General features: G+C 70.7%; 21 protein-coding genes and 1 pseudogene. 12 read left to right on the forward strand and 10 right to left on the reverse strand.

Going from position 1 to position 23,080, the window contains the following annotated elements:
* The first annotated feature begins 49 nt into the window (after positions 1-49).
* Positions 50-676, forward strand: coding sequence for a DsbA family oxidoreductase (locus QP939_RS25545; protein ID WP_352252728.1), 627 nt, complete (start codon positions 50-52; stop codon positions 674-676).
* On the opposite strand, the gene QP939_RS25550 is transcribed toward QP939_RS25545, so the two are convergent.
* Positions 651-875 (reverse strand): hypothetical protein, encoded by a 225-nt coding sequence (locus tag QP939_RS25550; RefSeq protein WP_285459370.1) that lies wholly within the window; start codon positions 873-875, stop codon positions 651-653. The two genes, QP939_RS25545 and QP939_RS25550, sit on opposite strands and share 26 nt — an antisense overlap.
* Before the next feature lie 165 nt (positions 876-1,040).
* Complete coding sequence (locus tag QP939_RS25555; protein WP_285459845.1) at positions 1,041-2,033, reverse strand: LacI family DNA-binding transcriptional regulator; 993 nt, start codon at positions 2,031-2,033, stop codon at positions 1,041-1,043.
* 130 nt (positions 2,034-2,163) lie between these two features.
* Here QP939_RS25555 and QP939_RS25560 point away from each other — a divergent pair, with 130 nt between their 5' ends.
* The 6 genes from QP939_RS25560 to QP939_RS25585 are packed head-to-tail and all read left to right on the forward strand — an operon-like array spanning position 2,164 to position 10,598.
* The gene (locus QP939_RS25560) at positions 2,164-3,093 is read left to right on the forward strand and encodes a carbohydrate ABC transporter permease (RefSeq protein WP_285459372.1); all 930 of its coding nucleotides are present in this window, start codon (positions 2,164-2,166) and stop codon (positions 3,091-3,093) included.
* Positions 3,094-3,136: 43 nt separating this feature from the next.
* Positions 3,137-3,946, forward strand: coding sequence for a carbohydrate ABC transporter permease (locus QP939_RS25565; RefSeq protein ID WP_285459846.1), 810 nt, complete (start codon positions 3,137-3,139; stop codon positions 3,944-3,946).
* A 31-nt stretch (positions 3,947-3,977) separates the two neighbouring features.
* Positions 3,978-5,315, forward strand: coding sequence for an ABC transporter substrate-binding protein (locus tag QP939_RS25570; protein WP_285459374.1), 1,338 nt, complete (start codon positions 3,978-3,980; stop codon positions 5,313-5,315).
* A complete protein-coding gene (locus QP939_RS25575; protein WP_285459376.1) occupies positions 5,312-6,850 on the forward strand; it encodes an alpha-N-arabinofuranosidase in 1,539 nt (512 codons plus the stop codon). The genes QP939_RS25570 and QP939_RS25575 overlap by 4 nt, the downstream gene beginning before the upstream one ends.
* Entirely contained in the window at positions 6,843-8,597 is a 1,755-nt protein-coding gene (locus QP939_RS25580) for a glycoside hydrolase family 35 protein (RefSeq protein ID WP_285459378.1), read from the forward strand. The genes QP939_RS25575 and QP939_RS25580 overlap by 8 nt, the downstream gene beginning before the upstream one ends.
* 33 nt (positions 8,598-8,630) lie before the next feature.
* On the forward strand, positions 8,631-10,598 hold the full coding sequence (locus QP939_RS25585; protein WP_285459379.1) for an RICIN domain-containing protein: 1,968 nt from the start codon (positions 8,631-8,633) through the stop codon (positions 10,596-10,598).
* On the opposite strand, the gene QP939_RS25590 is transcribed toward QP939_RS25585, so the two are convergent.
* Complete coding sequence (locus QP939_RS25590; protein WP_285459381.1) at positions 10,507-11,466, reverse strand: DMT family transporter; 960 nt, start codon at positions 11,464-11,466, stop codon at positions 10,507-10,509. The two genes, QP939_RS25585 and QP939_RS25590, sit on opposite strands and share 92 nt — an antisense overlap.
* A gap of 85 nt (positions 11,467-11,551) precedes the next feature.
* Here QP939_RS25590 and QP939_RS25595 point away from each other — a divergent pair, with 85 nt between their 5' ends.
* Entirely contained in the window at positions 11,552-12,085 is a 534-nt protein-coding gene (locus tag QP939_RS25595) for a CGNR zinc finger domain-containing protein (RefSeq protein ID WP_285459383.1), read from the forward strand.
* 114 nt (positions 12,086-12,199) lie between these two features.
* Here QP939_RS25595 and QP939_RS25600 read toward each other — a convergent pair whose 3' ends face one another.
* On the reverse strand, positions 12,200-12,544 hold the full coding sequence (locus tag QP939_RS25600; RefSeq protein WP_285459385.1) for a DUF3140 domain-containing protein: 345 nt from the start codon (positions 12,542-12,544) through the stop codon (positions 12,200-12,202).
* A 190-nt stretch (positions 12,545-12,734) separates the two neighbouring features.
* Here QP939_RS25600 and QP939_RS25605 point away from each other — a divergent pair, with 190 nt between their 5' ends.
* Entirely contained in the window at positions 12,735-13,454 is a 720-nt protein-coding gene (locus QP939_RS25605) for an ANTAR domain-containing response regulator (protein WP_285459847.1), read from the forward strand.
* Here the strand turns inward: QP939_RS25605 and QP939_RS25610 are convergent.
* Entirely contained in the window at positions 13,414-14,193 is a 780-nt protein-coding gene (locus QP939_RS25610) for a maleate cis-trans isomerase family protein (protein ID WP_285459387.1), read from the reverse strand. The two genes, QP939_RS25605 and QP939_RS25610, sit on opposite strands and share 41 nt — an antisense overlap.
* A complete protein-coding gene (locus QP939_RS25615) occupies positions 14,190-15,065 on the reverse strand; it encodes a MurR/RpiR family transcriptional regulator (protein WP_285459388.1) in 876 nt (291 codons plus the stop codon). Before QP939_RS25615 ends, QP939_RS25610 begins: the two co-directional genes overlap by 4 nt.
* 128 nt (positions 15,066-15,193) lie before the next feature.
* Between QP939_RS25615 and QP939_RS25620 the strand changes: the two genes are divergently transcribed.
* Genes QP939_RS25620 through QP939_RS25630 form a run of 3 tightly spaced genes read left to right on the forward strand, consistent with a single transcriptional unit; the run spans position 15,194 to position 18,209 of the window.
* A complete protein-coding gene (locus tag QP939_RS25620) occupies positions 15,194-16,585 on the forward strand; it encodes an MFS transporter (protein WP_285459389.1) in 1,392 nt (463 codons plus the stop codon).
* On the forward strand, positions 16,582-17,004 hold the full coding sequence (locus tag QP939_RS25625; RefSeq protein WP_285459390.1) for a GAF domain-containing protein: 423 nt from the start codon (positions 16,582-16,584) through the stop codon (positions 17,002-17,004). The genes QP939_RS25620 and QP939_RS25625 overlap by 4 nt, the downstream gene beginning before the upstream one ends.
* Positions 17,001-18,209 carry a metal-dependent hydrolase family protein gene (locus QP939_RS25630; RefSeq protein ID WP_285459391.1) on the forward strand — a complete coding sequence of 403 codons (1,209 nt, stop codon included), beginning with the start codon at positions 17,001-17,003 and terminating at the stop codon, positions 18,207-18,209. The genes QP939_RS25625 and QP939_RS25630 overlap by 4 nt, the downstream gene beginning before the upstream one ends.
* Positions 18,210-18,252: 43 nt before the next feature.
* On the opposite strand, the gene QP939_RS25635 is transcribed toward QP939_RS25630, so the two are convergent.
* The 4 genes and pseudogenes from QP939_RS25635 to QP939_RS25650 all read right to left on the reverse strand — a co-directional run bounded on the left by QP939_RS25635 (position 18,253) and on the right by QP939_RS25650 (position 23,049).
* The gene (locus QP939_RS25635) at positions 18,253-19,323 is read right to left on the reverse strand and encodes an aldo/keto reductase (RefSeq protein WP_285459393.1); all 1,071 of its coding nucleotides are present in this window, start codon (positions 19,321-19,323) and stop codon (positions 18,253-18,255) included.
* Between the two features lie 75 nt (positions 19,324-19,398).
* Positions 19,399-19,773 (reverse strand): annotated as a pseudogene (locus QP939_RS25640) (DUF6130 family protein); the annotation flags it as partial.
* Positions 19,774-19,820: 47 nt separating this feature from the next.
* Positions 19,821-21,020, reverse strand: coding sequence for an IS110 family RNA-guided transposase (locus tag QP939_RS25645; RefSeq protein ID WP_285459848.1), 1,200 nt, complete (start codon positions 21,018-21,020; stop codon positions 19,821-19,823).
* 502 nt (positions 21,021-21,522) lie between these two features.
* Positions 21,523-23,049 carry a tannase/feruloyl esterase family alpha/beta hydrolase gene (locus QP939_RS25650; protein ID WP_285459394.1) on the reverse strand — a complete coding sequence of 509 codons (1,527 nt, stop codon included), beginning with the start codon at positions 23,047-23,049 and terminating at the stop codon, positions 21,523-21,525.
* Positions 23,050-23,080: the final 31 nt, after the last annotated feature.

Genomic DNA, 23,080 nt, shown 5'->3' on the forward strand with positions numbered 1-23,080 from the left:
TTGAAGTGCGCGCCGGCCCTTCGGCTAGCTTGGAGTCGTGCGCGTCGACATCTGGTCCGATCTCGTCTGTCCCTGGTGCTATCTCGGCAAACGCCGCTTCGAACGGGCGGTCGCCGAACTCGGCGTCGACGTCGAGGTGGTGCACCACTCGTTCCAGCTCGACCCGTCGTTCCCGCGCGGGACATCGCGCCCGACGCGCGAGGTGCTGGCCGAGAAGTACGGGCGGACACCGGAAGAAGCCGACGCGATGCAGGCGCAGATGGAGGAACGCGCGGCCGCCGACGGCCTCGAGTACCACCTCGCCGATGCCCACATGGGCAACACCGTCGACGGCCACCGGCTCGTGCACCTCGCGGCCGAGCGGGGGATGGCCGACGCCGTCGTCGAGCGGTTCTACCGCGCGTACTTCACGGAGTCGCGGTCGATCTTCGACCGGGACTCGCTCGTGGAGCTGGCGGCCGAAGCCGGTCTCGACGCCGAAGAAGCCCGCGCGGTCCTCGAATCCGACGCGTACGAAGCCGAAGTGGCGGCGGACGGCGAGCAGGCGCGGGCCCTCGGCGCGAGCGGCGTGCCGTTCTTCGTGATCGACCAGCGGTACGGCGTGGCGGGCGCGCAGTCGAGTGAAGTGTTCGCCCAGGTGCTGCGCCGGGTCACCGACGGCGCCGCCGCCGGGTGAACCGCGACCGATCGGTGGCGACGCCGGCCAGGTGCAGGGCGACGCACAAGAGCCCGGCGGTGGTCAGCGTGCCGGTGGTGATGACCGGGCCGAGCCCGAACCCGGCCAGTTCCATGAGCAGGGCGAGCCCGAAGAGCACGGCGGCGAGAATGGCGAGCACGGCGGCCTCGTTTCCGCGGTGCGACCGGATGGTCCACACCACTGCGACGTTCGCCGGGACGGGCGGTCCCGGCTCGGTGGCCGGGAATGCCCCGCTTGCCGCGCGCTGAAACGAGAATCTCGCCGGGGTGACGCTCCGCAGCCCGAGCCCAGGCAGAGGTCTTGAATGACTCATTCAGGTCTTCGGAGGTCCTGAATGACTCATTCAAGACCTCGCGGGCGGCGGCGCCGTACTCGAGCGCACCACCAACTCCGTCGGCACCGTCACCGGCTCCCCGACCTCCGCTCCGGTCTCGATCTCCGCCAACAACGCATCCACCGCATGCCGTCCCACGGCCTCGAAAGACTGCCGGATCGTCGTCAACGGTGGCCAGAAGTGCGCCGACTCCTCCATGTCGTCAAACCCCACCACGCTGACCTCCGACGGCACCCGCCGCCCGGCCTCGTGCAACGCCCGCAGCAATCCCAACGCCATCTGGTCGTTCGCCGCGAACACCGCCGTCACCGAAGGGTCCGCCGCCAGCGTCAATCCCGCCTCGTACCCCGACGCGGGCGACCAATCCCCGGTCAGCACCGGCGGCACCACCGCCCCGGCACGCTCCAATGTGGCCTGCCAAGACTTCCGGCGCCGCTCGGCCGAATAAGACTGCGGTGGTCCCGCGATGTGCCACACCGTCGCGTGCCCCAGCGAAAGCAGGTGCCGGGTCGCCGTCGCCGCGCCGTCCGCCTGGTCGTTGTCCACCACCGGGTAGTCGTAGCGCGCGCTCGAGTCGATCACCACCACCGGGAGCCCGTGCGGCAGCTCGATCTCGCTCTGGTCCAGCTGGTGCTGCTCGATCAGGATGATCACGCCGTCCACGGCCTGCTCGTTCAGCTTGCTGAACGCCCCCGTCACCTCGCCCTGCGTCGGGCGCGTCACCGGCATCAGGATGATCGAAAATCCCTCCGGCACCACCGCCGCCGCGATGGCGTCCAGCGTGCGGCTGTTGCCGAACGTCGGCAGCGCCGAAATGATCACGCCGATGCTGCGGAACTTGCCGTTGCGCAACGCCCGCGCCGCGCTGTTGGGCCGGTAGCCGATCCGGCGCATCGCCGCCAGCACCCGCTCGCGCGTGGCGTCGTCCACGTTGGTCTTGCCGTTCGCCACACGGGACACCGTCTGGCCGGACACGCCCGCCTCGCGCGCGACGTCCGCCATCGACGGTCCACGGCGCGGGGATGCTGTCGGCACGGTGTCTCCTCCGGGTGTCCTGGACATGTTTACGTCAACACGTTACCCTCCGACCGTCCATGTTGACGTAAACATCCACGCGAACACCGGAGAGACGATGACGTCCACAGCGGCTCCGCCCGTTCCGGCGCCGTCCCGCCAGGCGACGGCCGCCCGTCGGCCGCGGCGGAAATGGCGCGGCTGGCTCTTCGTCGCCCCCTTCATGCTCGTGTTCGCGCTGACCTTCGTCGCGCCCGTCGTCTACGCCTTCGTCCTCAGCCTGTTCCGCGACCAGGCCTTCTTCGGCGGCACCACCTTCGTCGGCGCCGACAACTACGCGCAGGTGCTCGCCGACCCGAAGTTCTGGGAGTCCTTCCAGCGGGTGCTGGTGTTCCTCGCCGTGCAGGTGCCGATCATGCTGCTGCTCGCGCTCGTCGCGGCGCTCGCGATCGACAGCGCCCGGCTGCACGCCGCCGGGTTCTTCCGGATCGTGATCTTCCTGCCGTACGCCGTGCCCGCCGTCGTCGCCGCGCTCATGTGGGGCTTCATCTACGGTGACCACTTCGGACTCGCCGCCGACCTGAACCACCTGCTCGGCACCGACGCGATCAAGCCGTTGTCGGCGAACTGGCTGCTCGCCTCGATCGGCAACATCGTCACCTGGGAGTTCGTCGGCTACAACATGCTGATCTTCTACTCCGCGCTGAAGGTGATCCCGAAGGAGCTGTTCGAGGCCGCCGCGATCGACGGCGCCGGCACGTTCCGCACGATCCTCTCGGTCAAGCTCCCGGCGATCCGGGGCGCCATCGTGATCGCGACGATCTTCTCGATCATCGGCAGCTTCCAGCTGTTCAACGAGCCGAACATCATGCGCAACCTGGTGCCCAACGTGATCGGCACCTTCTACACGCCGAACATGTACGCCTACAACCTCTCCTTCGGCGGGCAGCAGTACAACTACTCCGCCACCGTCGCGATCGTGATGGGCGTGATCACCGCGATCATCGCCTACGTCGTGCAGCTGCGCGGCTCCCGGAAGGGGATGTGACGTGCTGACGCGCCCGCGCAAGTCCCGCGTCCTCACCGCCGTCATGGCGCTGTACCTGATCTACACGCTGGTGCCGCTGGTGTGGCTGGTGATCAACGCGTCCAAGACGCAGCCCGCGCTGTTCACGACGTCCGGCCTGTCGTTCGGCGGCTCGTTCGCGCTCTTCGACAACATCGCCCAGACGTTCACCTACAACGACGGGATCTTCTTCCGCTGGCTGGGCAACACCTTGCTGTACGTCGTGGTCGGCGCGGGCGGCGCGACCATCCTGGCGACGGCGGCGGGCTACGGGCTGGCCAAGTACCGCTTCCCCGGCCGCCGCGCGGTGTTCGCGATCGTCCTCGGCGCCGTCGCCGTACCCACGACCGCGCTCGCCGTGCCGACGTTCCTCATGTTCAGCAAGCTCGGGCTGACCAACACCCCGCTCGCGATCATCATCCCGTCGCTGATCAGCCCGTTCGGCCTCTACCTGATCTGGGTTTACGCAGCCGACGCCATCCCCGACGAGCTGATGGAAGCCGCGCGCATCGACGGCGCGGGGGAGCTGCGCATCTTCCTCACCGTGACGCTGCGCCAGCTCGCGCCCGGGATCGTCACGGTCGCGCTGTTCACCATGGTGCAGACCTGGAACAACTACTTCCTCCCGCTGATCATGCTCAGCGAGCCCCAGTGGTACCCGCTGACCGTCGGGCTCAACCAGTGGAGCGCGCAGGCCAACGGCGCCGGCGCGCAGCCGATCTTCAACCTGGTGCTCACCGGCTCCCTGCTCACGATCATCCCCCTCGTCCTCGCTTTCCTGCTCATGCAACGGTTCTGGCAGTCCGGGCTGAGCGCGGGCAGCGTCAAGCAATAGCCGCCGTCACACCGTCGTGAAGGGACACTCGATGTCACGTATCCGCTTGCGTGCCAAGGCGTTCGCCGCCGTGGCACTGGCCGCCGCACTGGCGGCCGGTTGCTCGTCCGGCAGCACGTCCGGGCCCGCCGCCGCCACCGGCACCCAGGACTCCGTCGACGCCGCGCTCAAGGCGGGCGGCACGATCACCTACTGGAGCTGGACGCCCTCGGCGAAGGACCAGGTCGCCGCGTTCGAGAAGCAGTACCCGAACGTCAAGGTGAACTACGTCAACGCCGGGACGAACAAGGAGGAGTACACCAAGCTCCAGAACGCGATCAAGGCGGGCTCCGGCGCGCCCGACGTCGCGCAGATCGAGTACTACGCGCTCCCGCAGTTCGCGCTGACCGATTCCCTGGTCAACCTCGACCAGTACGGCTTCGGCGCGTTCGAAAAGGACTACAGCGCCTCGACCTGGGCCCAGGTCAAGAGCAACAACGGGCTGTACGGCCTGCCCCAGGACTCGGGTCCGATGGCGTTGTTCTACAACAAGGAAGTCTTCGACAAGAACGGCATCGCCGTGCCGAAGACGTGGGACGAGTACATCGCGGCGGCCAAGAAGCTGCACGCCGCCGACCCCACCAAGTACATCACCTCCGACACCGGTGACCCCGGGTTCGCGCTGAGCATGATCTGGCAGGCCGGTGGGCGCCCGTTCAGCGTCGACGGCCGGAACGTCAAGGTGAACTTCGGCGACGCGGGCACGAAGAAGTGGACCGCGATGTGGGACCAGCTGATCCAGGCCAAGCTCCTCGCCCCGGTCAAGGAGTGGTCCGACGACTGGTTCCGCGCCCTCGGCGACGGCACCATCTCCTCGCTGGTCACCGGCGCCTGGATGCCGGGCAACTTCATCTCCTCGGTGCCCGGCGGCAGCGGCAAGTGGGCGGTCGCGCCGATGCCGACCTACGACGGCAAGCCCGTCACCGCGGAGAACGGCGGCAGCACGCAGTCGGTGGTCAAGCAGAGCAAGAACCCGGCGCTGGCCGCGGCGTTCGTGCGCTGGCTCAACCACGACGGCGGCGTCCAGCCGTTCATCAAGAGCGGCGGCTTCCCGTCCACCACGGCCGACCTGACCGCGCCCGCGTTCGTCGACCAGGCCGTCCCGTACTTCGGCGGCCAGAAGATCAACCAGGTGCTGACGCAGGCGTCGAAGGACGTCGCGCCGGGCTGGACGTACCTGCCGTACCAGACCTACGCCAACAGCGTCTTCAGCGACACCGCCGGCAAGGCCTACCTGAACGCCACCGGCCTCGACGCCGGGCTGGCGGCCTGGCAGCAGGCCATCGTCGACTACGGCAACCAGCAGGGCTTCACGGTCAGCGCCGGATGACCGTCCACATCGAAGGCGACGCGGGCCGGGTGATCGGCCCGGTCCCGCGCCGCCTCTTCGGCTCGTTCGTCGAGCACATGGGCCGGTCCGTCTACACCGGACTCTACGAACCCGGTCACTCCACGGCGGACGCTCGCGGCTTCCGCGGCGACGTCCTGGAGCTGGTGCGGGAACTGGGGCCGACCGTGCTCCGGTACCCGGGCGGCAACTTCGTCTCGAGCTACCGCTGGGAAGACGGCGTCGGGCCGGACCGGCCCGTCCGGCTCGACCCGGCCTGGCACAGCTTCGAGTCCAACCGCTTCGGCCTGCACGAGTTCGTCGCGTGGGCCGAGGCCGCGGGTGCCGAGGTGATGTACGCGGTCAACCTCGGCACCCGTGGCATCCAGGAGGCCGCCGACGTCCTCGAGTACTGCAACCACCCGGGCGGCACGTCGCTGAGCGAGTGGCGCCGCGCGAACGGCGCCGACCGCCCGTTCGGCTTCAAGCTCTGGTGCCTGGGCAACGAGATGGACGGCCCGTGGCAGATCGGCCACAAGACGGCCGACGAGTACGGCCGCCTGGCCGCCGAGACCGCGCGGCTCATGCGGATGATCGACCCGGACGTCGAACTGGTCGTCGCGGGCAGCTCGCACGCGGACATGCCGACGTTCGGCGAGTGGGAACGCACGGTGCTGCGCCACACCGCCGAGCTGGTCGACCACATCTCGCTGCACGCCTACTACCAGGAGCTGCACGGCGACACCGACAGCTACCTGGCCAGCGGCGCCGCGTTGGACCGCTTCATCGGTACCACCGCGGGGATCATCGACGAGACGCTCGCCGAACTGGGCCTGGACAAGAAGATCGGGATCAGCGTCGACGAGTGGAACGTCTGGGACCTGCGCCGCTGGAACGAGGTCGACCAGGCGCGGCTCGCCGAAGGCGGCTGGCGGGAGCACCCGCGGATCATCGAGGACGACTACACCGTCACCGACGCGGTCGTCGTCGGCTCGCTGCTGTCCTCTTTGCTGCGCAACGTCGACCGCGTCACCATGGCCAACCAGGCGCAGCTGGTGAACGTCATCGCGCCGATCCGCACCGAGCCCGGTGGCCCGGCGTGGCGGCAGACGACGTTCCACCCGTTCCGGCAGGTCGCCGCGCTGGCGGCCGGGGCGAGCCTGCGCCTGGACGTCGAGGGCGAGCGCCTGCGCACCGCGCAGCACGGCGAGGTCGACCTCGTCGACGCCGCCGCGACGGTCGCGGAGTCCGGGCGTGGCGCGGTGTTCCTCACCAACCGCGCGACGACGTCGCCGACGGAGGTCCGGATCCGCCTGCGCGGCGCGCGGTTCCGCGTCTACGCCGCCGAAACCCTGACCACACCCGAGGGCGGGACGCGCCACACGACCAACACCGCCGACACGCACCCGGTCCGGCCGGTGCCCTTGCCCGGCACCGCCGTGACGTCCGACCCAGGGGGGACGACCATCACCGTGACACTGCCACCGCTGTCCTGGACCGTGCTCCAGCTGAGCCCGGAGGCGGGCAACCATGCCTGAGTTCGCGATCGGGGAGACCGACTTCCTGCTCGACGGGCAGCCGTTCCGGATCCTTTCCGGTGCCCTGCACTACTTCCGCGTGCACCCGGACCTGTGGGCCGACCGGATCGACAAGGCCCGGCGGATGGGCTTGAACACCATCGAGACGTACGTGCCGTGGAACGCGCACGCGCCCGAACCCGGCACGTTCGACCTCTCCGGCGGCCTCGACCTGGACCGCTTCCTGCGGCTCGTCGCCGAGGCCGGGATGTACGCGATCGTGCGGCCCGGCCCGTACATCTGCGCGGAGTGGGACAACGGCGGCCTGCCCGCGTGGCTGTTACGCGACCCGTCCGTGGGGGTCCGGCGTTACGAGCCGAAGTACCTGGCCGCGGTACGCGAATACCTGACCCGCGTGTACGAAGTCGTCGCACCGCACCAGATCGACCGCGGCGGGCCGGTGCTGCTGGTCCAGGTCGAGAACGAGTACGGCGCCTTCGGCGACGACAAGCGGTACCTGGAAGCGCTTGCCGAACACACGAGGGCCTCCGGCATCACCGTGCCACTGACCACAGTGGACCAGCCGACGCCGGAGATGCTCGAGGCGGGCAGTATCGACGGGGTGCACCGCACGGCGTCGTTCGGTTCCGGTGCCGAGGAGCGGCTCGCGATCCTGCGGGCGCACCAGCCGACCGGACCGCTGATGTGCAGTGAGTTCTGGAACGGCTGGTTCGACCACTGGGGCGCGCACCACCACACGACGTCGGCGGCGGACGCCGCGGCCGGACTCGACGCGCTGCTCGCGGCGGGCGCGTCGGTCAACCTGTACATGTTCCACGGCGGCACGAACTTCGGCCTCACCAACGGCGCCAACGACAAGGGCGTCTACCAGCCGCTGGTGACGTCCTACGACTACGACGCGCCGCTCGACGAAGCCGGTGACCCGACGCCGAAGTACCACGCCTTCCGGGACGTGATCGCGCGGTACCACAAGGTGCCCGACAGTGTTCCGCCGCCGGCCCGGCCCGCGCCGACGTCCGAGGGGCCCTTGCGCGACCCCGTCCGGCTGCTCGACGCACCGGCGGAGTGGGGCACCTGGGAGTTCCACGAGGAACTGCCGGTGTTCGACGCCCTGACGCCGATGCCGCGCCTGGCGCTGCTGCGCACCACGGTGACGGGGGACCGGCCGGGTGTGCTGGCGTTCGGCGAGGTCCGCGACCGCGCGACGGTGTTCTTCGACGGCGAGCGCGTCGGCACCCTCCAGCGGGACCACCACGAGCGCGCGCTCGCGCTGCCGAGGGCGCGCGGCGAGCTGCTGGTGCTGGTCGAGGACCAGGGCCGCGTCGACTACGGGCCGCGGATCGGCGAGGCGAAAGGGATCATCGGCGGGGCTTCGCTGCACGGCGCACCGCTGACCGGCTGGGACGTGCTGCCGGTCGACCTGGACAAGGTGCCGTCCCTGCGGCCGACCGCCGCGACCACTGTGGACGGTCCGGTAGCCGGGCCGGTGCTGCTGCGCGCCGACGTAGACTTCGCCGCCCCCGCCGACCTGTTCCTCGACACCGGGGAGTGGGGCAAGGGCCTGGCGTGGTTCAACGGGTTCCCGCTCGGCCGGTACTGGCGGCGCGGGCCGCAGCGGACGCTGTACGTGCCGCGGCCGGTGGTCCGCGCCGGGGCCAACGAACTCGTCGTGCTCGAACTGGACACGATGCTCGACCCGGCGGCCCGGTTCGTGCCGCGGCCGCTGCTGGGCCACACGGAGGCCTGAGAAGTCCCCACCGAAACGAAGGGCAGTTCGACGATGAACCGCACGTTCCGGCGTTTGCTCACCGTCCTTTGTGTCCCCTTGGTCGGAGGTGCGGTCGCCGCCGCCCCGGCCGACGCGGCGACCGCGGTCACCGTGAAACCCGATCCCACCTACCGGCAGCAGCCGTTCGAAGGCTGGGGCGCCAGCCTGGCGTGGATGGCCGAGGCGACCGGCGGCTACCCCGACGCCGTCCGCGACCGCCTGGCCGACCTCGTCTTCGGCCCGACCGGACTGAACCTCAACATCGCCCGGTTCAACATCGGCGGTGGCAACGCCCCCGACGTCCCGTCGTACCTGCGCGCGGGCGGCGCGGTGCCGGGCTGGTGGACGGCCCCGGCGGGCACCACCCGCGCCGACAAGGACTGGTGGACGCCCGGCGACCCGGCCGAGTTCGACCCGGACGCGGACCCGAACCAGCGCTGGTGGGTCGACAAGATCAAGAACCGCGTCACGAAGTGGGAGGCGTTCAGCAACTCGCCGCCGTACTTCCAGACGGTCTCGGGTTATGTCTCCGGCGGCTTCAACGCCACCGACGAACAGCTGCGCCCGGACAAGATCGGCGACTTCACCGCGTACCTCGCGCAGGTGGTGCGGACCCTCGAACGCGCGCACGGCATCAAGTTCTCCTCGGTGAACCCGATGAACGAGCCGAACACGAACTACTGGAAGACCACCCTCGGCGCCGACGGCAACCCGACCGGCGGGCGGCAGGAGGGCGCGCACATCGGGCCGTCGGTGCAGTCCCAGCTGATCCCGGCGATGGCCGCGGCGCTGCCGGGGACCACGGTTTCCGCGCCCGACGAGACGAACCCGGACATCTTCGCCGCGGACTGGACCGGCTGGTCGGCGGCCGCCCGTGCGGCGGCGGGACGGCTGAACGTGCACACCTACGGCACCGGCAACCGGCCCATCCCGCGGGACATCGCCAAGGGCGCGGCCAAGCCGTTGTGGATGAGCGAGGTCGGCGGCAGCTGGCTGGACCGGCAGGACTTCACCAGCATGGACCCGGGTCTCGGGATGGCCACGCAGATCACCGACGACCTGCGCCTGCTCGAGCCGAGCGCGTGGGTCAGCTGGCAGCCGATCGAGGACTACAACAACATGAAGCCCGGCGGGGAATCCGCGGCCGGGATGAACTGGGGCGAGATCCAGGTCCCGTTCGACTGCACGAGCGCCGACTGTCCGATCCGGACGAACACGAAGTTCGACACGATGCGGAACTTCACCCACTTCATCCGGCCGGGCGACCGCCTGATCGCGTCGAACGACACCGCGTCGACGGCCGCGATGCGCGGCGAGGACCTGGCTTCGGTGGTCCACGTGAACCCGGGCACCGCGGAGCAGGACGTCACCCTGGACCTGTCCGGCTTCGGCACCGTCCGGCCCGGCGCCATGGTGACGCCGGTCGTCACGGACGTCACCGGAGCGCTGAAGCGGGGCAAACCGGTGCGGGTGGCGGCGGGCAAGGCGAGCCTGCGGGTGCCGGCGCGGTCGGTGACGACGTTCGTCGTCGACGGCGTCTCGTCGACGGCCGCGGGCACGGGCCTCGGCACCGGCAAGCCGGTCACGTTCACCGGGGTCCAGAGCGGGAAGTCGCTGTCGGCGGAGAACGGCACGCTGGTCCAGCGGACGACGGACGCGTCGGCGGCGGCGCAGCGGTGGACGTTGACCGACCGCACGGGCCGCTACGGCAGCCGCGATCGGTTCACGATCGCGTCGGCGGCCACGGGCCAGGTGCTCGGCACGTCCGGCGGCGCGGTGACGCTGGCCCCGCCGGGAACGACGGGCGCGGCGGCGGAGTGGACGCTGTCGACGACGGGCGACGGCACGTGGACGTTCGTCAACGCGGCTACCGGTCAGCTGCTGGACGTCATCGGCGAGTCGCGCGCGGACGGCGCCCCGATCGGGCTGTACCGGCCGACCAACGGCCCGAACCAGCGCTGGCAGGCGGTTCCGCGCTGACCGGTTCCGTCGGTCCCCTCCGATAGCGTGGAAAACGGGGGCTGCTCAGCCCGGCCAGCAGCACCCCGAGGCCCCCGACGGCCAGGCCCAGGACGGTCACCCCGTCCAGGGTCTGGCCGTTGATCAGCCAGGCGAGCAGCGCGGTGACGGCCGGCGTCAGGAAGAACAGCGTGCCGACCCGGCTCGCGGCCTCGCGGCGCAGCATGAAGTTCAGCAACAGGAACGTGCCGACGGAGTTGACCAGCACGATCCACCCCAGCGAGAGCCCGAACGCCGTCCAGTCGCCGACGTGCGGTGTCTCCAGCAGCAGCGACGCGAGCCCGACGACCGGCGCGCTGACCAGGAAGTGCACCGCGGTGCCGCTGCGCACGTCGGCGCCGGTGGCGAAGCGCTTCTGGTACACCGTGCCGAAACTCAAGCCCAGCAGGCCGACGAAGCAGAGCACGATGCCGGACACCGAGACGTGCAGCTGGTCGGCGACGGCGAGCGCGACCCCGGCGCCGCCGACCGCGAAGCCGAGCCACTGCGCGCGGGTGATCCGCTCGCCGAGCAGCCCGCCCGCGAGCAGCGCGATGACCACCGGGTTGAGGCCCTGCACGAGGGCCACGACGCCGCCGGGCAGCCCGCGCGCGATCGCCAGGTAGAAGGCGCCGAACTGCACGGCCTGCATGAGCAGCCCGGTGACGGCGACGTGCAGCAGCTGCCGCCCGCGCGGCCACGGCGAGCGCGACACCCAGGCGATCACCGCGAGCAGCACGCCCGCGAGCGCGAATCGCGAGAAGGTCAGCAGCAGTGGCGGAACGGCGGCGGTGCCGAACACGGCGGCGATGAAGGCACTGCTCCACAGCAGCACGAACACGGCTTTCATCGCGCCTCCTGGTAACCGGTCAGTGTGGTTACGGGGAAGCTAGCAGCCGTGGCGGTAACCTGTCCAGACGGTTACGCTGACGCTCGTGGACTTCAAGTACGGCACCGGGAACCTCGCCCTGGACCTGGTCGGCACGGTCGGCCACCGGCGCACCGACGTCCTGGAACTGCTCACCGGCCCGGCCGACGTGGCCCGCTGGGTGGCGGGCGCGGGCCTGGTCGACCGCCCGGTGGCGGTGGACGACGCGGGGTTCGCGGCGACGGTCCGGCTGCGGGAAGCGGTGTACCGGCTGGCGTTGGCGTCGATCGAGGGGAGCGGTCAGCGGGCGGCGGACCGGCGGGTGCTCAACGAGGCAGCCGCGGGCCCAGGCGTCAAGGTGAGCCTCGCCGACGACGGGTCGGTGCGCCGGTCGGGCGGGCTCGACGCGGCGTTGACCGAGGTGGCCCGCGCGGCCGTGGAACTGCTCGGCGGGTCGTCGACGATCAAGGAGTGCGCGGCGCCCGAGTGCACGCGGCTGTACGTCGACCAGTCGCGCAAGCAGGCGCGGCGGTGGTGCGACATGCGGTCGTGCGGGAACCGGGCCAAGGTGGCCGAGTTCCGGGCGCGGCAGAAGATCTAGCCCGCCAGCCCGCCCGGCCCGGGTGGGCTGAAGGGCCCTTTCCTGCCATCAGATGACAGGAAAGGGCCCTTCAGCTCATCAGATGCCCTGAACGTCCCCTTCAGCCCGCCCGGCTCACTCCGCCGGTTTCAGCGGGTCGTGGCCCACCGACATCAGGCGACGCCGCCAGTGGGCCTCACCGGCCGTCGGCTCGAGGTCGTCACGGCGTTGCTCGTGGACCCGGCCGACCACCTTGCGCATCACCTCGGCGTCGTGGGCGGTCACGTCCGAGCGGCGTTTGCGCAGGATGCCCAGCACCTGGTGACCCGTCGGCGGCCCGGCCTCGTCGGGCAGCGGCTCGTCCTCCGGGCCCGCGTCGCGCGTGCGGAGCCAGTCCTCCAGCTCGCGGGACGTCATGTTCACCACGCGGTGGAACTCGGTCCACAGCTCGTCGTCCACCGCCGGGTTGTCCGTGGTCATCGTGTCTCACCTCCGCACCGTCCGGCTACCCGGCGCGGCCGTCGCCAAACCGGCGGGTCCGGCCGGTAGAGTTCACCCGGACCCGTTGAAACGCCAGCGGTGGTCTCGGTTGACGCTGCTGGCGAGCTCATCCCCGTGCTCGCCGCTTGACGCATGGGAGGGGTGGGCCTTGCCGACCACTGGCGACGGCATGGCGGAGCGGGTCGACGAGCTGAACGCCGTCCTGGCGGACCTCGTCGGGGTCCTCGAATCGGTGTCCGACACACCCGGGTTGCTCGACGCCGTCTGCGGCGAAGCGGTCCGCGTGGTGCCGGACGCGGACCTGGCCAGCATCATGGTGGTCCGCGACGGCGTGACCCGCACCGCGGCGTTCACCGACGAGCGCGCCCGGATCATCGACGACGTGCAGTACGCGGCGGGCGACGGGCCCGGCCTGCGTGCCGCGCTCACCGGTGAGGTCGTGCGCGTGGCCGTCGGCGGCACCGGCGGGCAGTGGCCCGAGTTCGTCGAGGCGGCCAAGGAGGTCGGCGTCGGCAGCTACCTCGCGGTGCCGCTGCGCGTGGACGACACCCTGGTCGGCGCGATCACGCTGTTCGGCTTCGGCGCCCACGGCTACCACGAGTTCGACACGAAGGTGCTGCGGCTGTTCACGTTGTGCGTGGAGACCGTCCTGCGGCTGACCCGCCGCTACCGGGAAGCGCGAAGACTCGCCGACGAGCTCCGCAACGCGATGGAGACGCGCGCGGTGATCGAGCAGGCCAAGGGCATGCTGATGCTGATCCACCGGGTGAACGAGGACGCGGCGATGCAACGGCTGATCGTCGAATCGCAGCACACGAACATCAAGCTCCGCGACGTCGCGGCGCGGTTCACCGCGCGGATGAGTTCGGCCGACGGCCGTCGCCCGTAGCAGCGAAGAGCGTTCCGAGCCCGCCACGCTCCCGGGTGGCGCCCGCCAGATCGAGCGCGTGGCGCACGGTGACGGCGGTCGCGGTCAGCACCGGCTTCCCGAGCCGTTCCTCCAGCTCGGCCAGCGACGGCGTGGTGTGCAGGGCGGTTTCCGGGACGAGCACGGCGCGCGCGTCGCCGTGGTCGGCCGCGGTGGCGAGGTCCCGGATCCGGTCGGCGTCCCACGTCGCGAGCGCGCGGTCGGAGCCCGCGTCGGCCGAGACGGAGTGGACCGTCGTCACGCCCGCCTCGGCGAGGAAAGCGGCGAAGACATCCGTCAGGTCCGGGTGGTAGACGGAGGCGAGCGCGACGCGGTCGACGCCCAGCCGGTCCAGTGCGGCGAGGTAGGCCAGCGACGTGCTGCTCGCCGGGACGCCGAGGTGCGCGGACAGCGCGTCGGCCTGCTCGCGCGCGCCGTCGAGACCGTGGGTGAAGCTGCAGCTGGAGCAGGCCCAGCTGACGACGTCCGGCGGCTCGGCGAACCCGTCCGCGGCCTTGGTCAGGCTTTCCGGCGCCCCGAGCGCGCGCACGGCCGCCGCCTGGCCCGCGGCGTCGAGGTCCTCGACGTCGCCGATGCCCGGATCCCACTCCGGGTAGGCGAAGTCCAGGTCGATGGCCGGGTCGAGACGGCGGCACAGGTCGGCGAAGTCGTCTTCGCCGCAGTCGCGCGTCGGGTACAGCAGGCCGAGGCGAGGGCTCACGGCTTGCCCGAGGGACGCCGGTGGAGCAGGTCGAAGCGCGACCACATCGCCTCGGCCGCCTCGATGGACTCGCTGGTGCGCGCCGGGTCGACCGCGGCCAGCTGGGCGACGATCGCCTGCGCCAGCGCCATGCCGGCGGTCAGGGACGGGAAGAACGTGACGCCTTCGGCGGGCACCATCAGCACGTGTTCGGCCGCGCCCGCCAGCGCCGGGCTCGCCGCGTCGGTGATCGCGAAGACGCGCGCGCCCCGGTGCTTCGCCTCGTTCGCCGCCTGGACCGTGCTCTCGTACAGGCGCCAGAAGCTGATCGCCACCAGGACGTCGTCGCCGGTCATCTTCGCGGTCTGGTTCGCCAGTTCCGCGTCGCCCGCCGTCACCGCGTGGACGTCGTAGCCGGCCAGCCGCGCGTTGTGCGCCAGCGCGATCCCGACCGCCGCGTAGCTGCCGTCGGCGATCACCAGCGTCCGGCGCGCGGCGGCGATGGCGCGCGCGACCTCGCGGAGCACCTCTTCGTCGAAGCGCCGGTTCAGCAGCGCGAGGCTGTCGAGGTCGCGACGCAGGGAGGCCGAACCCGGCGAGTCGACGCCGCGGTGCTCTTCGGCGACCTGCGGGGCGCTCAGCGACGACATGTAGCGCGCCCGCAGCTCCTGCTGCAACGCCGGCCAGCCGGCGAAGCCGAGCGCCTGCGCCGTGCGCGTCACGGTCGCGACGTTGACCCCGGCGAGCTGGGCCAGCTCGGCCGTCGACCCGAAGGAGGCCCGCCTCGGCTGGGAGACCAGGACCTCCAGCACGGCGGCCGATTTCGGCCGCAGCCCCCGCTCGGGCAGGCGGTCCCGCAGCCAGCCCTCGAAACCGTCGTCGGTCTCCGCCACCTCGACCCTCCCTCGCTCCCGTAAACCGTAACGCAGGGTCGCCGTCTTGCAACGAACGTTGCAAAACTCGGAAAGTGCAGTATACGTTGTCCGCACTCCTCGACGCCCGGACACGGAAGGCGTTCCCCATGACCCTGCTGGCGCGACTGGATCGGCTCCCGCTGAGCCGGCCCCACTACAAACTTCTGCTCATCGGCGGGCTCGGCTACACCTTCGACGGCATGGACTCGGCGGTCGTCGCCTTCCTGCTGCCCAGCGCCAAAGCGGCGTGGGGACTCGACAACGGCCAGCTCGGCCTGATCGGCTCCGCGACGCCGTTCGGCTTCCTCTTCGGCGCGATCGCGGCCGGCCTGCTCGGCGACCGCATCGGCCGCAAGAAGGTCATGATGTACGCGCTCGCGTTCTACGCGCTGTTCTCCGTCATCGCGTCCTTCTCGCCCAACTACGAGGTCTTCCTCGGCGCCCGCGTGCTGGCCGGGGCGGGGGCCGGCGCGGAAAGCGCGATCATCGCGCCGTTCCTGTCCGAGTTCGTCCCGGCCAAGCGGCGCGGCTGGTTCGTCGGCGCGCTCGCCGGGTTCTTCTCCTTCGGCTTCGTCGCGGCCGCGCTGATCGGGCGGTTCATCGTGCCGTCGTTCGACGAGGGCTGGCGCATCGCGCAGCTGGTCACCGCGCTGCCGATCGTGATGTTGCTGTGGTGGCGGCGGTCGCTGCCCGAGTCGCCGCGGTTCCTGCTCGCGAACGGCCGTGCCGCCGAGGCCGAACAGGTCGTCGCCAAGATCGAGCGCGACGTCGAGAAGGCCACCCGGACCCCGTTGCCGCCGGTGCCGGCCGCCGCCGCCCAGCCCGCGACGGAGACGCCGAAGGTCAACCTGCTGAGCGCGCTGAAGTTCCTGTGGAGCCCGGCGATGCGCCGCCGGACGGCCGTGATCTGGACCGTCTGGTTCGTGATCACGTTCTCCTACTACGGCTTCTTCTCGTGGATCCCGACGCTGCTGGTGGAGCGCGGCATCACGGTGACGAAGAGCTTCGAGTTCTCGATCATCATCTACCTGGCCCAAGTGCCCGGGTACTTCTCGGCCGCGTGGCTGTCCGAACGGCTGGACCGCAAGCACACGATCGCGTTGTACCTGGCCGGGTCGGCGGTGAGCGCGTTCTGGCTGAGCCAGACGAGCGCGCCGTGGTCGATCACGCTCGCCGGGGCGGTGCTGTCGTTCTTCCTCAACGGCACCTACGCCGGGGTCTACTCGTACACGCCCGAGGTGTTCCCGACCTGGATCCGGGCCAGCGGCACCGGCCTGTCGAGCGCGTTCGGGCGGGTCGGCAGCATCCTCGCGCCGACGATCATCGGCCTGTCGGCGGCGAGCCTCGGGTTCGCGGGCGTGTTCGGCCTGACGACGGCCGTGCTCGCGGCCGGGGTGCTGTGCGTGCTCGTGTTCGGCCTGTCCACGGCGGGCCGGTCGCTGGAAGAACTGACCGAACACGGCGCGCCCAAGGCCGCCGCGAAGGAGATGACGAAGTGAGTTTGTCCACTGTGGAGGAACGGGTGCGCGCCGAGCTGGGCGTGCGGCTGTTCACCGTGCTCGCCTGGGTGCCGGAACGCCGGGCGCTGCGGCGGGTGCACAGCAGCCACCCCGCGGAGTACCCGGTGGGCGGGGAGAAGACGGTCGAGGTCGCGGCGGGCTGGCTCGAACGCTGCATCGTCGGGCAGCGGCCGTACTTCGGCCCGGACCGCGCGGCGGTGCGGGAGATCTTCGCCGACCACGAGCTGATCGAGGGGCTCGGCTGCGGGTCGATCATCAACGTGCCCGTGGTGGCGGACGGCCGGACGCTCGGGGTGCTGAACATCCTCGACGCGGAAGGCGCCTACGACGAGGGTTCGGTGGCGGTGGCGGAATCGCTCGCGCCACTGGCCGTGCCCGCGCTCCTGGAGGAAAAGTGACCTTGTTGCTGCGCAACGCCAAGCTGCTCGACCCGCGGTCGGGCGAGTACACCGAGGGCGACCTGCGGTGCGAGTCCGGCCGCATCGTCGAGACGGGGCCGAACCTGGCCGCGGCCGACGTCCGGACGATCGACGTCCGGGGCGCGGTGGTGCTGCCCGGGCTGGTGGACGCGCACGTGCACGTCACGGCGTCGACGGCGGACCTGGGGTCGCTGCCGTCGACGTCGCCCTCGTACGTGGCCGCGCACAGCGCCCGCACGATGAGCCGCATGCTGGACCGCGGGTTCACGACGGTCCGCGACGCGTCCGGCGCGGACTACGGCCTCGCGGACGCCCAGGCGGAGGGGCTGTTCCGCGGCCCGCGGCTGTTGTTCTGCGGCCGGGCGCTGAGCCAGACGGGCGGCCACGGAGACAGCCGCACGAGGGGCGCGAACGCGAAGGACGACCACCCGTGCTGCGCGGGCTTGGGCCGGGTGGCGGACGGAGTGGACGCGGTCCGCGCGGCGGCCCGCGACGAGCTGCGCAAGGGAGCGCACCACATCAAGGTGATGGCCTCGGGCGGCGTGGCATCCCCGACGGACCGCATCGATTCGACGCAGTACTCGGCCGAGGAGCTGAGCGCGATCGTCGAGGAGGCCGCGGCGGCGAACCGTTACGTGGCGGCGCACGCGTACACGGCACGAGCGGTGAACCGGGCACTGGAGCTGGGAGTCCGCTCGATCGAGCACGGAAACCTGCTGGACGACCGCAGTGTTTCGCTGTTCCTGGCGCACGACGCGTACTTGGTGCCGACGCTGGTGACGTACTGGGCGTTGAAGGAGGAGGGCCGCGAGCACGGGCTGCCGGAGTCGTCCTGGCGCAAGGTGGACGAGGTGCTGGGCGCGGGCATGGCGGCTTTGGAGCGCGCGGCGCGCGGCGGCGTGAAGCTGGTGTACGGAACGGATCTGCTGGGCGGCATGCACCGGCACCAAAACCACGAGTTCCGGTTGCGGGCGGAAGTGCAGACACCACTGGAGGTCCTGCGCTCGGCGACGTCGACGGCGGCTGATCTCGTGAACATGACGGGCGAGATCGGGACGCTGAGCGTGGGGGCGTACGCGGATCTGCTGGTGGTGGCGGGAGATCCGCTGGAGGACATCGGGGTGTTGGCGGAGCCGAAGAACTTCACACACATCATCCAGGGCGGCGAGGTCGTTTCGGACTGAAGGCTTCCGAAGGCCACCTGGATGCGGTGGCCTTCGGGAGACCTCACCAGTTCCGGACGGCGGGCGCGTAACCCTCCGGCTTGTCACCGATCTTCAAGTCCGGCGTCACGACCCAGTTCTGGTACCCCGGCGTGAACATCCGGTACACCGACGCCGGGGGCACCGCGCTCGCCTCGTCCAGCGTCGCGCGCAGCTCGGCCGGAATCTCGAAGTCCAACGCCGCCATGCTCTTGGCCAGCTGGCCGGCGCTGCTCGCGCCGACGATCGCCGCGGCCATACCCGGTTGGGTCGCCACCCAGTTGATCGCCACCTGGGCCATCGTCACGCCCAGCTTGCCCGCCACCTCGTCCAGCGGCTTCAGCAGCTGCCAGTCGCGCTCGGTCCAGGTCTGGGCGGCCGGGTCGGCCAGGCGGCCCGCGCCGCCGTCGCGGTACTTGCCCGTCAGGAACCCGCCCGCCAGGGGGCTCCACGCCGTGACGCCGAGGCCGAGGCTCTGGCCCATCGGCACGTGCTCGGTCTCGATTTCGCGCTGCACCAGCGAATACGGCAGCTGGAGGTTGACCATCGGCGTGAGCGCGTGCGCCTCGGCGATGCTCTGGGCCCGCGCGGCGTACCACGCCGGCACGTCGGACAGGCCCGCGTAGCGGATCTTGCCCGCGCGGACGAGGTCGTCGAACGTGCGCACGACCTCCTCGACCGGCGTCAGGCGGTCCCACGTGTGCAGCAGGAACAGGTCGACGTAGTCGGTGCCCAGCCGCCGCAGCGACGCCTCGAGCGCGCGGATCATGTGCTTGCGCCCGTTGCCGCCCGCGTTGGGGTCGCCGGGGTCGACGCTGTTGGTGAACTTGGTCGTCAGCACGACCCGGTCGCGCACGTTCGCCTCGGCGATCAGCCTGCCGAGGATCGTTTCGCTTTCGCCCGCCGTGTAGAAGTCCGCCGTGTCGAGGAAGTTGCCGCCTTGGTCGAGGTACTCGCGGAAGATCGGGCGCACCTCGTCTTCGGTCTTGCCGTAGGCGGCGTGGAACCCGCCGGTGCCGAAGTTCATCGTGCCGAGCGCGAGCCTGCTCACGCGCAGCCCGGACCGGCCGAGGAGGTAGTACTGGTCGAGAGGCATGGAAATGCTCCTGGGAAAGGGAAGATCTCGTGTCCCCTTCACAGTGCCGAGCGGATTTTGGACCCGCAAGTCCAATCAGTGGTGACCGGCGCCGTCGGGGATGACGAAGCTGACGGTCTTGCTGTCCAGCACCTTGTGCGTCGGGTCGGCCAGGCCGATCCACACCTTGTGCGGGCCCGGCGGCAGCGCCTGGATGATCAGCGGCTCGCCACTGCCGTCGGCCCAGTGCCACGACGCGTCGTCGACCGTGACGTGGATGTGCCCGATACGCGGCGACACGTCCAGGGCGCCCGTGCCGTAGACCGGGACGATCCGCAGGTTCTCGGCCCGGTACCGGATGACGACCAGGCCCATCGCCAGCTGCTCGGGCAGCGGCGCGTCGACGACCAGCGCGGGCGGCGGCTGCGACGCCAGCGGCACGACCGGCGCCGGGTCCCAGCCCGAAGGGGCAGTCGCCGCCGTGGAGGGCGACGGCGGGGGGTGTCCCTATGTGGTTGTCAAGCCGCGGCGGGAGCGGGTTCGGGGTGTCGGTAGTGGGTGCCGTTGCGCAGCATGGCGTAGAGGACGTCGCAGCGGCGGCGGGCCAGGCAGATCAGCGCAGCGTTGTGTTTCTTGCCCTCGGCCCGCTTCCGGTCGTAGTAGGCCCTGCTGGTCGGGTCAGACAACGCGGCGAAGGCGGCGAGGAAGAACGCGCGTTTGAGCTGGCGGTTGCCCGTCCGAGCGGGATGTTCGCCCTTGATGCTGGTGCCGGAGCTGCGGGTGACCGGGGCGATGCCCGCGTAGGCCGCCAGATGCCCCGAGCTGGCAAAGTTCGAGGCGTCGCCGACCTCGAGCAGGATGCGGGCTGCGGTCCTGACCCCGACGCCGGGCATCGAAGTCAGGACCCCGGCAAGAGGGTGCGCATCAAGTATCCCCTCAACCTGCTCAGCGACCTGTTTCCGTTGCAGGAGAACCGTTTTGAGGCTGTCGGACAGCCGCGGCAGGACCGTGTCCGCGGCGGCGGTGCCCGGGACGGTGACGGTCTGCTCGCCCAGCGCGGTCATGATCGCCTCGACCAGCTTGTCGCCGAGGCGGGGCGCGTGGACTTTGGCGATGGCGGTGAGTTTGCGGCGGCCGGCCTTGGCGATGCCGGCCGGGCCGCCGCAGCGGGAGAGGATCTCCAGCACCGCTGGGTGGCTGATCCGCGGGCCGATGGCGTGTTCGAGAGCGGGGTGGATGCCGGTGAGCAGCCCACGGATCCGGTTGCTGATCCGGGTGGCTTCGCCGGCCAGGTCGTCGTCGAACCCGACCAGCACCTCCAGCTCCGCCAAGGCTTCGTCGCCGACATCGACCGGGCGCAGGGTGTGCGGCAGGGAGCGGGCGGCATCGGCGATGACGAACGCGTCCCGGGCATCGGTCTTCGCGCGACCCGGATAGAGGTCGGCGATGCGGCGCATGGCCAGGCCAGGCAAATACGCCACCTGGTGTCCTGCGGCGCGGGCGACCGCGACCGGCAACGCCCCGATCGTGGCGGGCTGATCGACCACGACCAGCAGCGGTCCGTGCGCGGCGAGCTTGTCGAACAGGGCCTTCAGTTTGGGTTCGGTGTTGGGCAGCGGGCCGTCATGCAACCGCTTGCCGTCCGGGGCGAGGCCGACCGCATGATGGGCTTCCTTGCCGACGTCCAAGCCGAGGAACACCCCGAAGCTGCTGCTCATCCACCAGCCGTTCGTTCGTCGCGTCGTGGTCACCGGGTTGGGCATCGATGGCCGGCACCCACGTTACGACGAGACCTACCTGGTGGTGGCCGTGTCCCTATCAGCGGTCCCTCGATGCCACCAGGCCCGGTGACACCACCCCCCGGATCATGCCTTCGACTGGGGGCGCAAGTCATGCCGGGCCTGGTGACCACAACTCCCTGGTCGGGAGCCACGAAAAAGGTAACGGGGGCGCTCGCTTCGGCCGAGCAGGCGGTGGCGAGCACGACGACGGCGGCGAGGACTGTTGTGCGAAGGATCATGCGTCCGACGCTAGGTGCGTCAAGATCGACTTCGCGCCCGTCGGATGACGCACTCGCTGTACGTCACGGAAAAGCGCCCCAATGTGGCCTTCGGTGCGTGAGACGCAACCAAGGCGGCCTTGGGTGCGTGAGACGCAACCAAGGCGGCCTTGGGTGCGTGAGACGCAACCAAGGCCGCCTTGGGGCGCTTGGGACCAGGCTCAGCGGCAGCGGTAGCTCGACGCCACAGCCGGGTCGCCGCCGGTGTAGCGCGACACCTTCGGGTACGGGCACAGGTCACGCTTCTGCGTGCCGTCCGGGGTGGCCGCCGCCAGGGTGGCCGGTGCCTTGCCGTGCTCGACCCAGTCGACCAGCGCGCCCAGCGGGTTCGTCGGCTCCGGGCCGCCGCCGCCGAAGCAGTGCTCGACGCCCGGCGCGAAGAACAGCCGGTAGAAGTCGTTCACCCGCTGCGCGCCGCCCATCGTCCACTCCACCTGGGTGCGGTAGCGCAGCGTGCCGCCCGGGGGGATCAGCTGGTCGTTCGCGCCCACGAACGTCAGCAGCTTGCCGCCGGAGCGGCGGAACGCCGACAGGTCCGGGTCCGACGTGCCGATGACGTCGTCGTACTCCCGCACCGACTGGCGGAACAGGTCCGTGAACTGCGCGTAGGTCAGCTTCGACGTGTCGAAGTCCGCCTGCTTCTCCAGGAACGACTGCACCCACTTGACGGCCACCGGGAAGCCCGGCGCGACCAGCGTGCCGTCGGGGCCCGGCTGCGTCCCGGCGAGCCACGTGAAGTCGGCGCCCTTCGGCAGCCCGGACCACAGCTTGTGGCCGTACTCGTCGGTCGGGCCGGCCCAGATCTTGCGCATGACCTCGGCGTCCGCGGCCGTCACGGTGAACTCCTGGCCGTCGCAGACGACCTTCGTGCCGATCAGGCCGCGCGGGTCGTAGCTGCACTCGTCCGGGCGGTCGACGATGCCGTTGGTGACGCCGTCGCGCGCGTCGCACGCCTGGACCGCCGCGGTCCGGAACGCCGAAAGCACGCACGTGCTCGGGAAGTCGTGGCTCTGGTTCATCACGATCTGCGGCCACAGCGTCGCGACCGCGAACTGCGTCCACTCGACGGCCGGGGCGTTGGCCAGGATGCCGTCGAAGTCGCCGGGGTGGTTCTGGGCCTCGGAGTAGCCCTGGCGGCCCCCGGTCGAGCAGCCCGTCCAGTACGAGTACGTCACCGGCCGGTGGTAGTACCGCTCGGTGACGGCCTTCCCGATCAGGGCTTCTTCGTGCACCGAACGGGTGGCGAAGTTGGTCAGGAGGGTCTGGTCGACCTTCCCGTCGGCGGTGAGGGCCCACGTGGTGTCGAGTCCGTTGAGGGACACGCCCGCGTCGGTCGTCACCGCGGTGTAGCCGTTCTTGACGGCCTGCACGAACGGCGCGCCGAACTCGCCGGCGGCGTAGGCGCTGCCGCCGAGGGCCTGGAGCCGGCCGGTCCACCCGGTCTCGGGCAGCGCCACGGCGACCTTGACGTGGTCGCTGCCGGAGTGGGTCAGCGTGACGGTGATCTGGCAGTACGACGGCGTGTCGATCTTGCGCTCGGCCTGCACCGACTCGATCTTCGCGCCGGCGGGCGCGGGCACCGGGACGGAGGTGCAGGACGTCGTGGCCGCGGCGGCGGCGGACGGCGCCAGCTGCGTGACGGTGGTCAGCAGCAGCGGTACGGCCGCCGCGAAGAGTAAGCGTCTCATCGGGTCTCTCTGGTCGCTTTCGTCCGATGTG

The sequence above is a fragment of the Amycolatopsis nalaikhensis genome, assembly GCF_030264295.1.
Classification (GTDB): Bacteria; Actinomycetota; Actinomycetes; order Mycobacteriales; family Pseudonocardiaceae; genus Amycolatopsis; species Amycolatopsis nalaikhensis.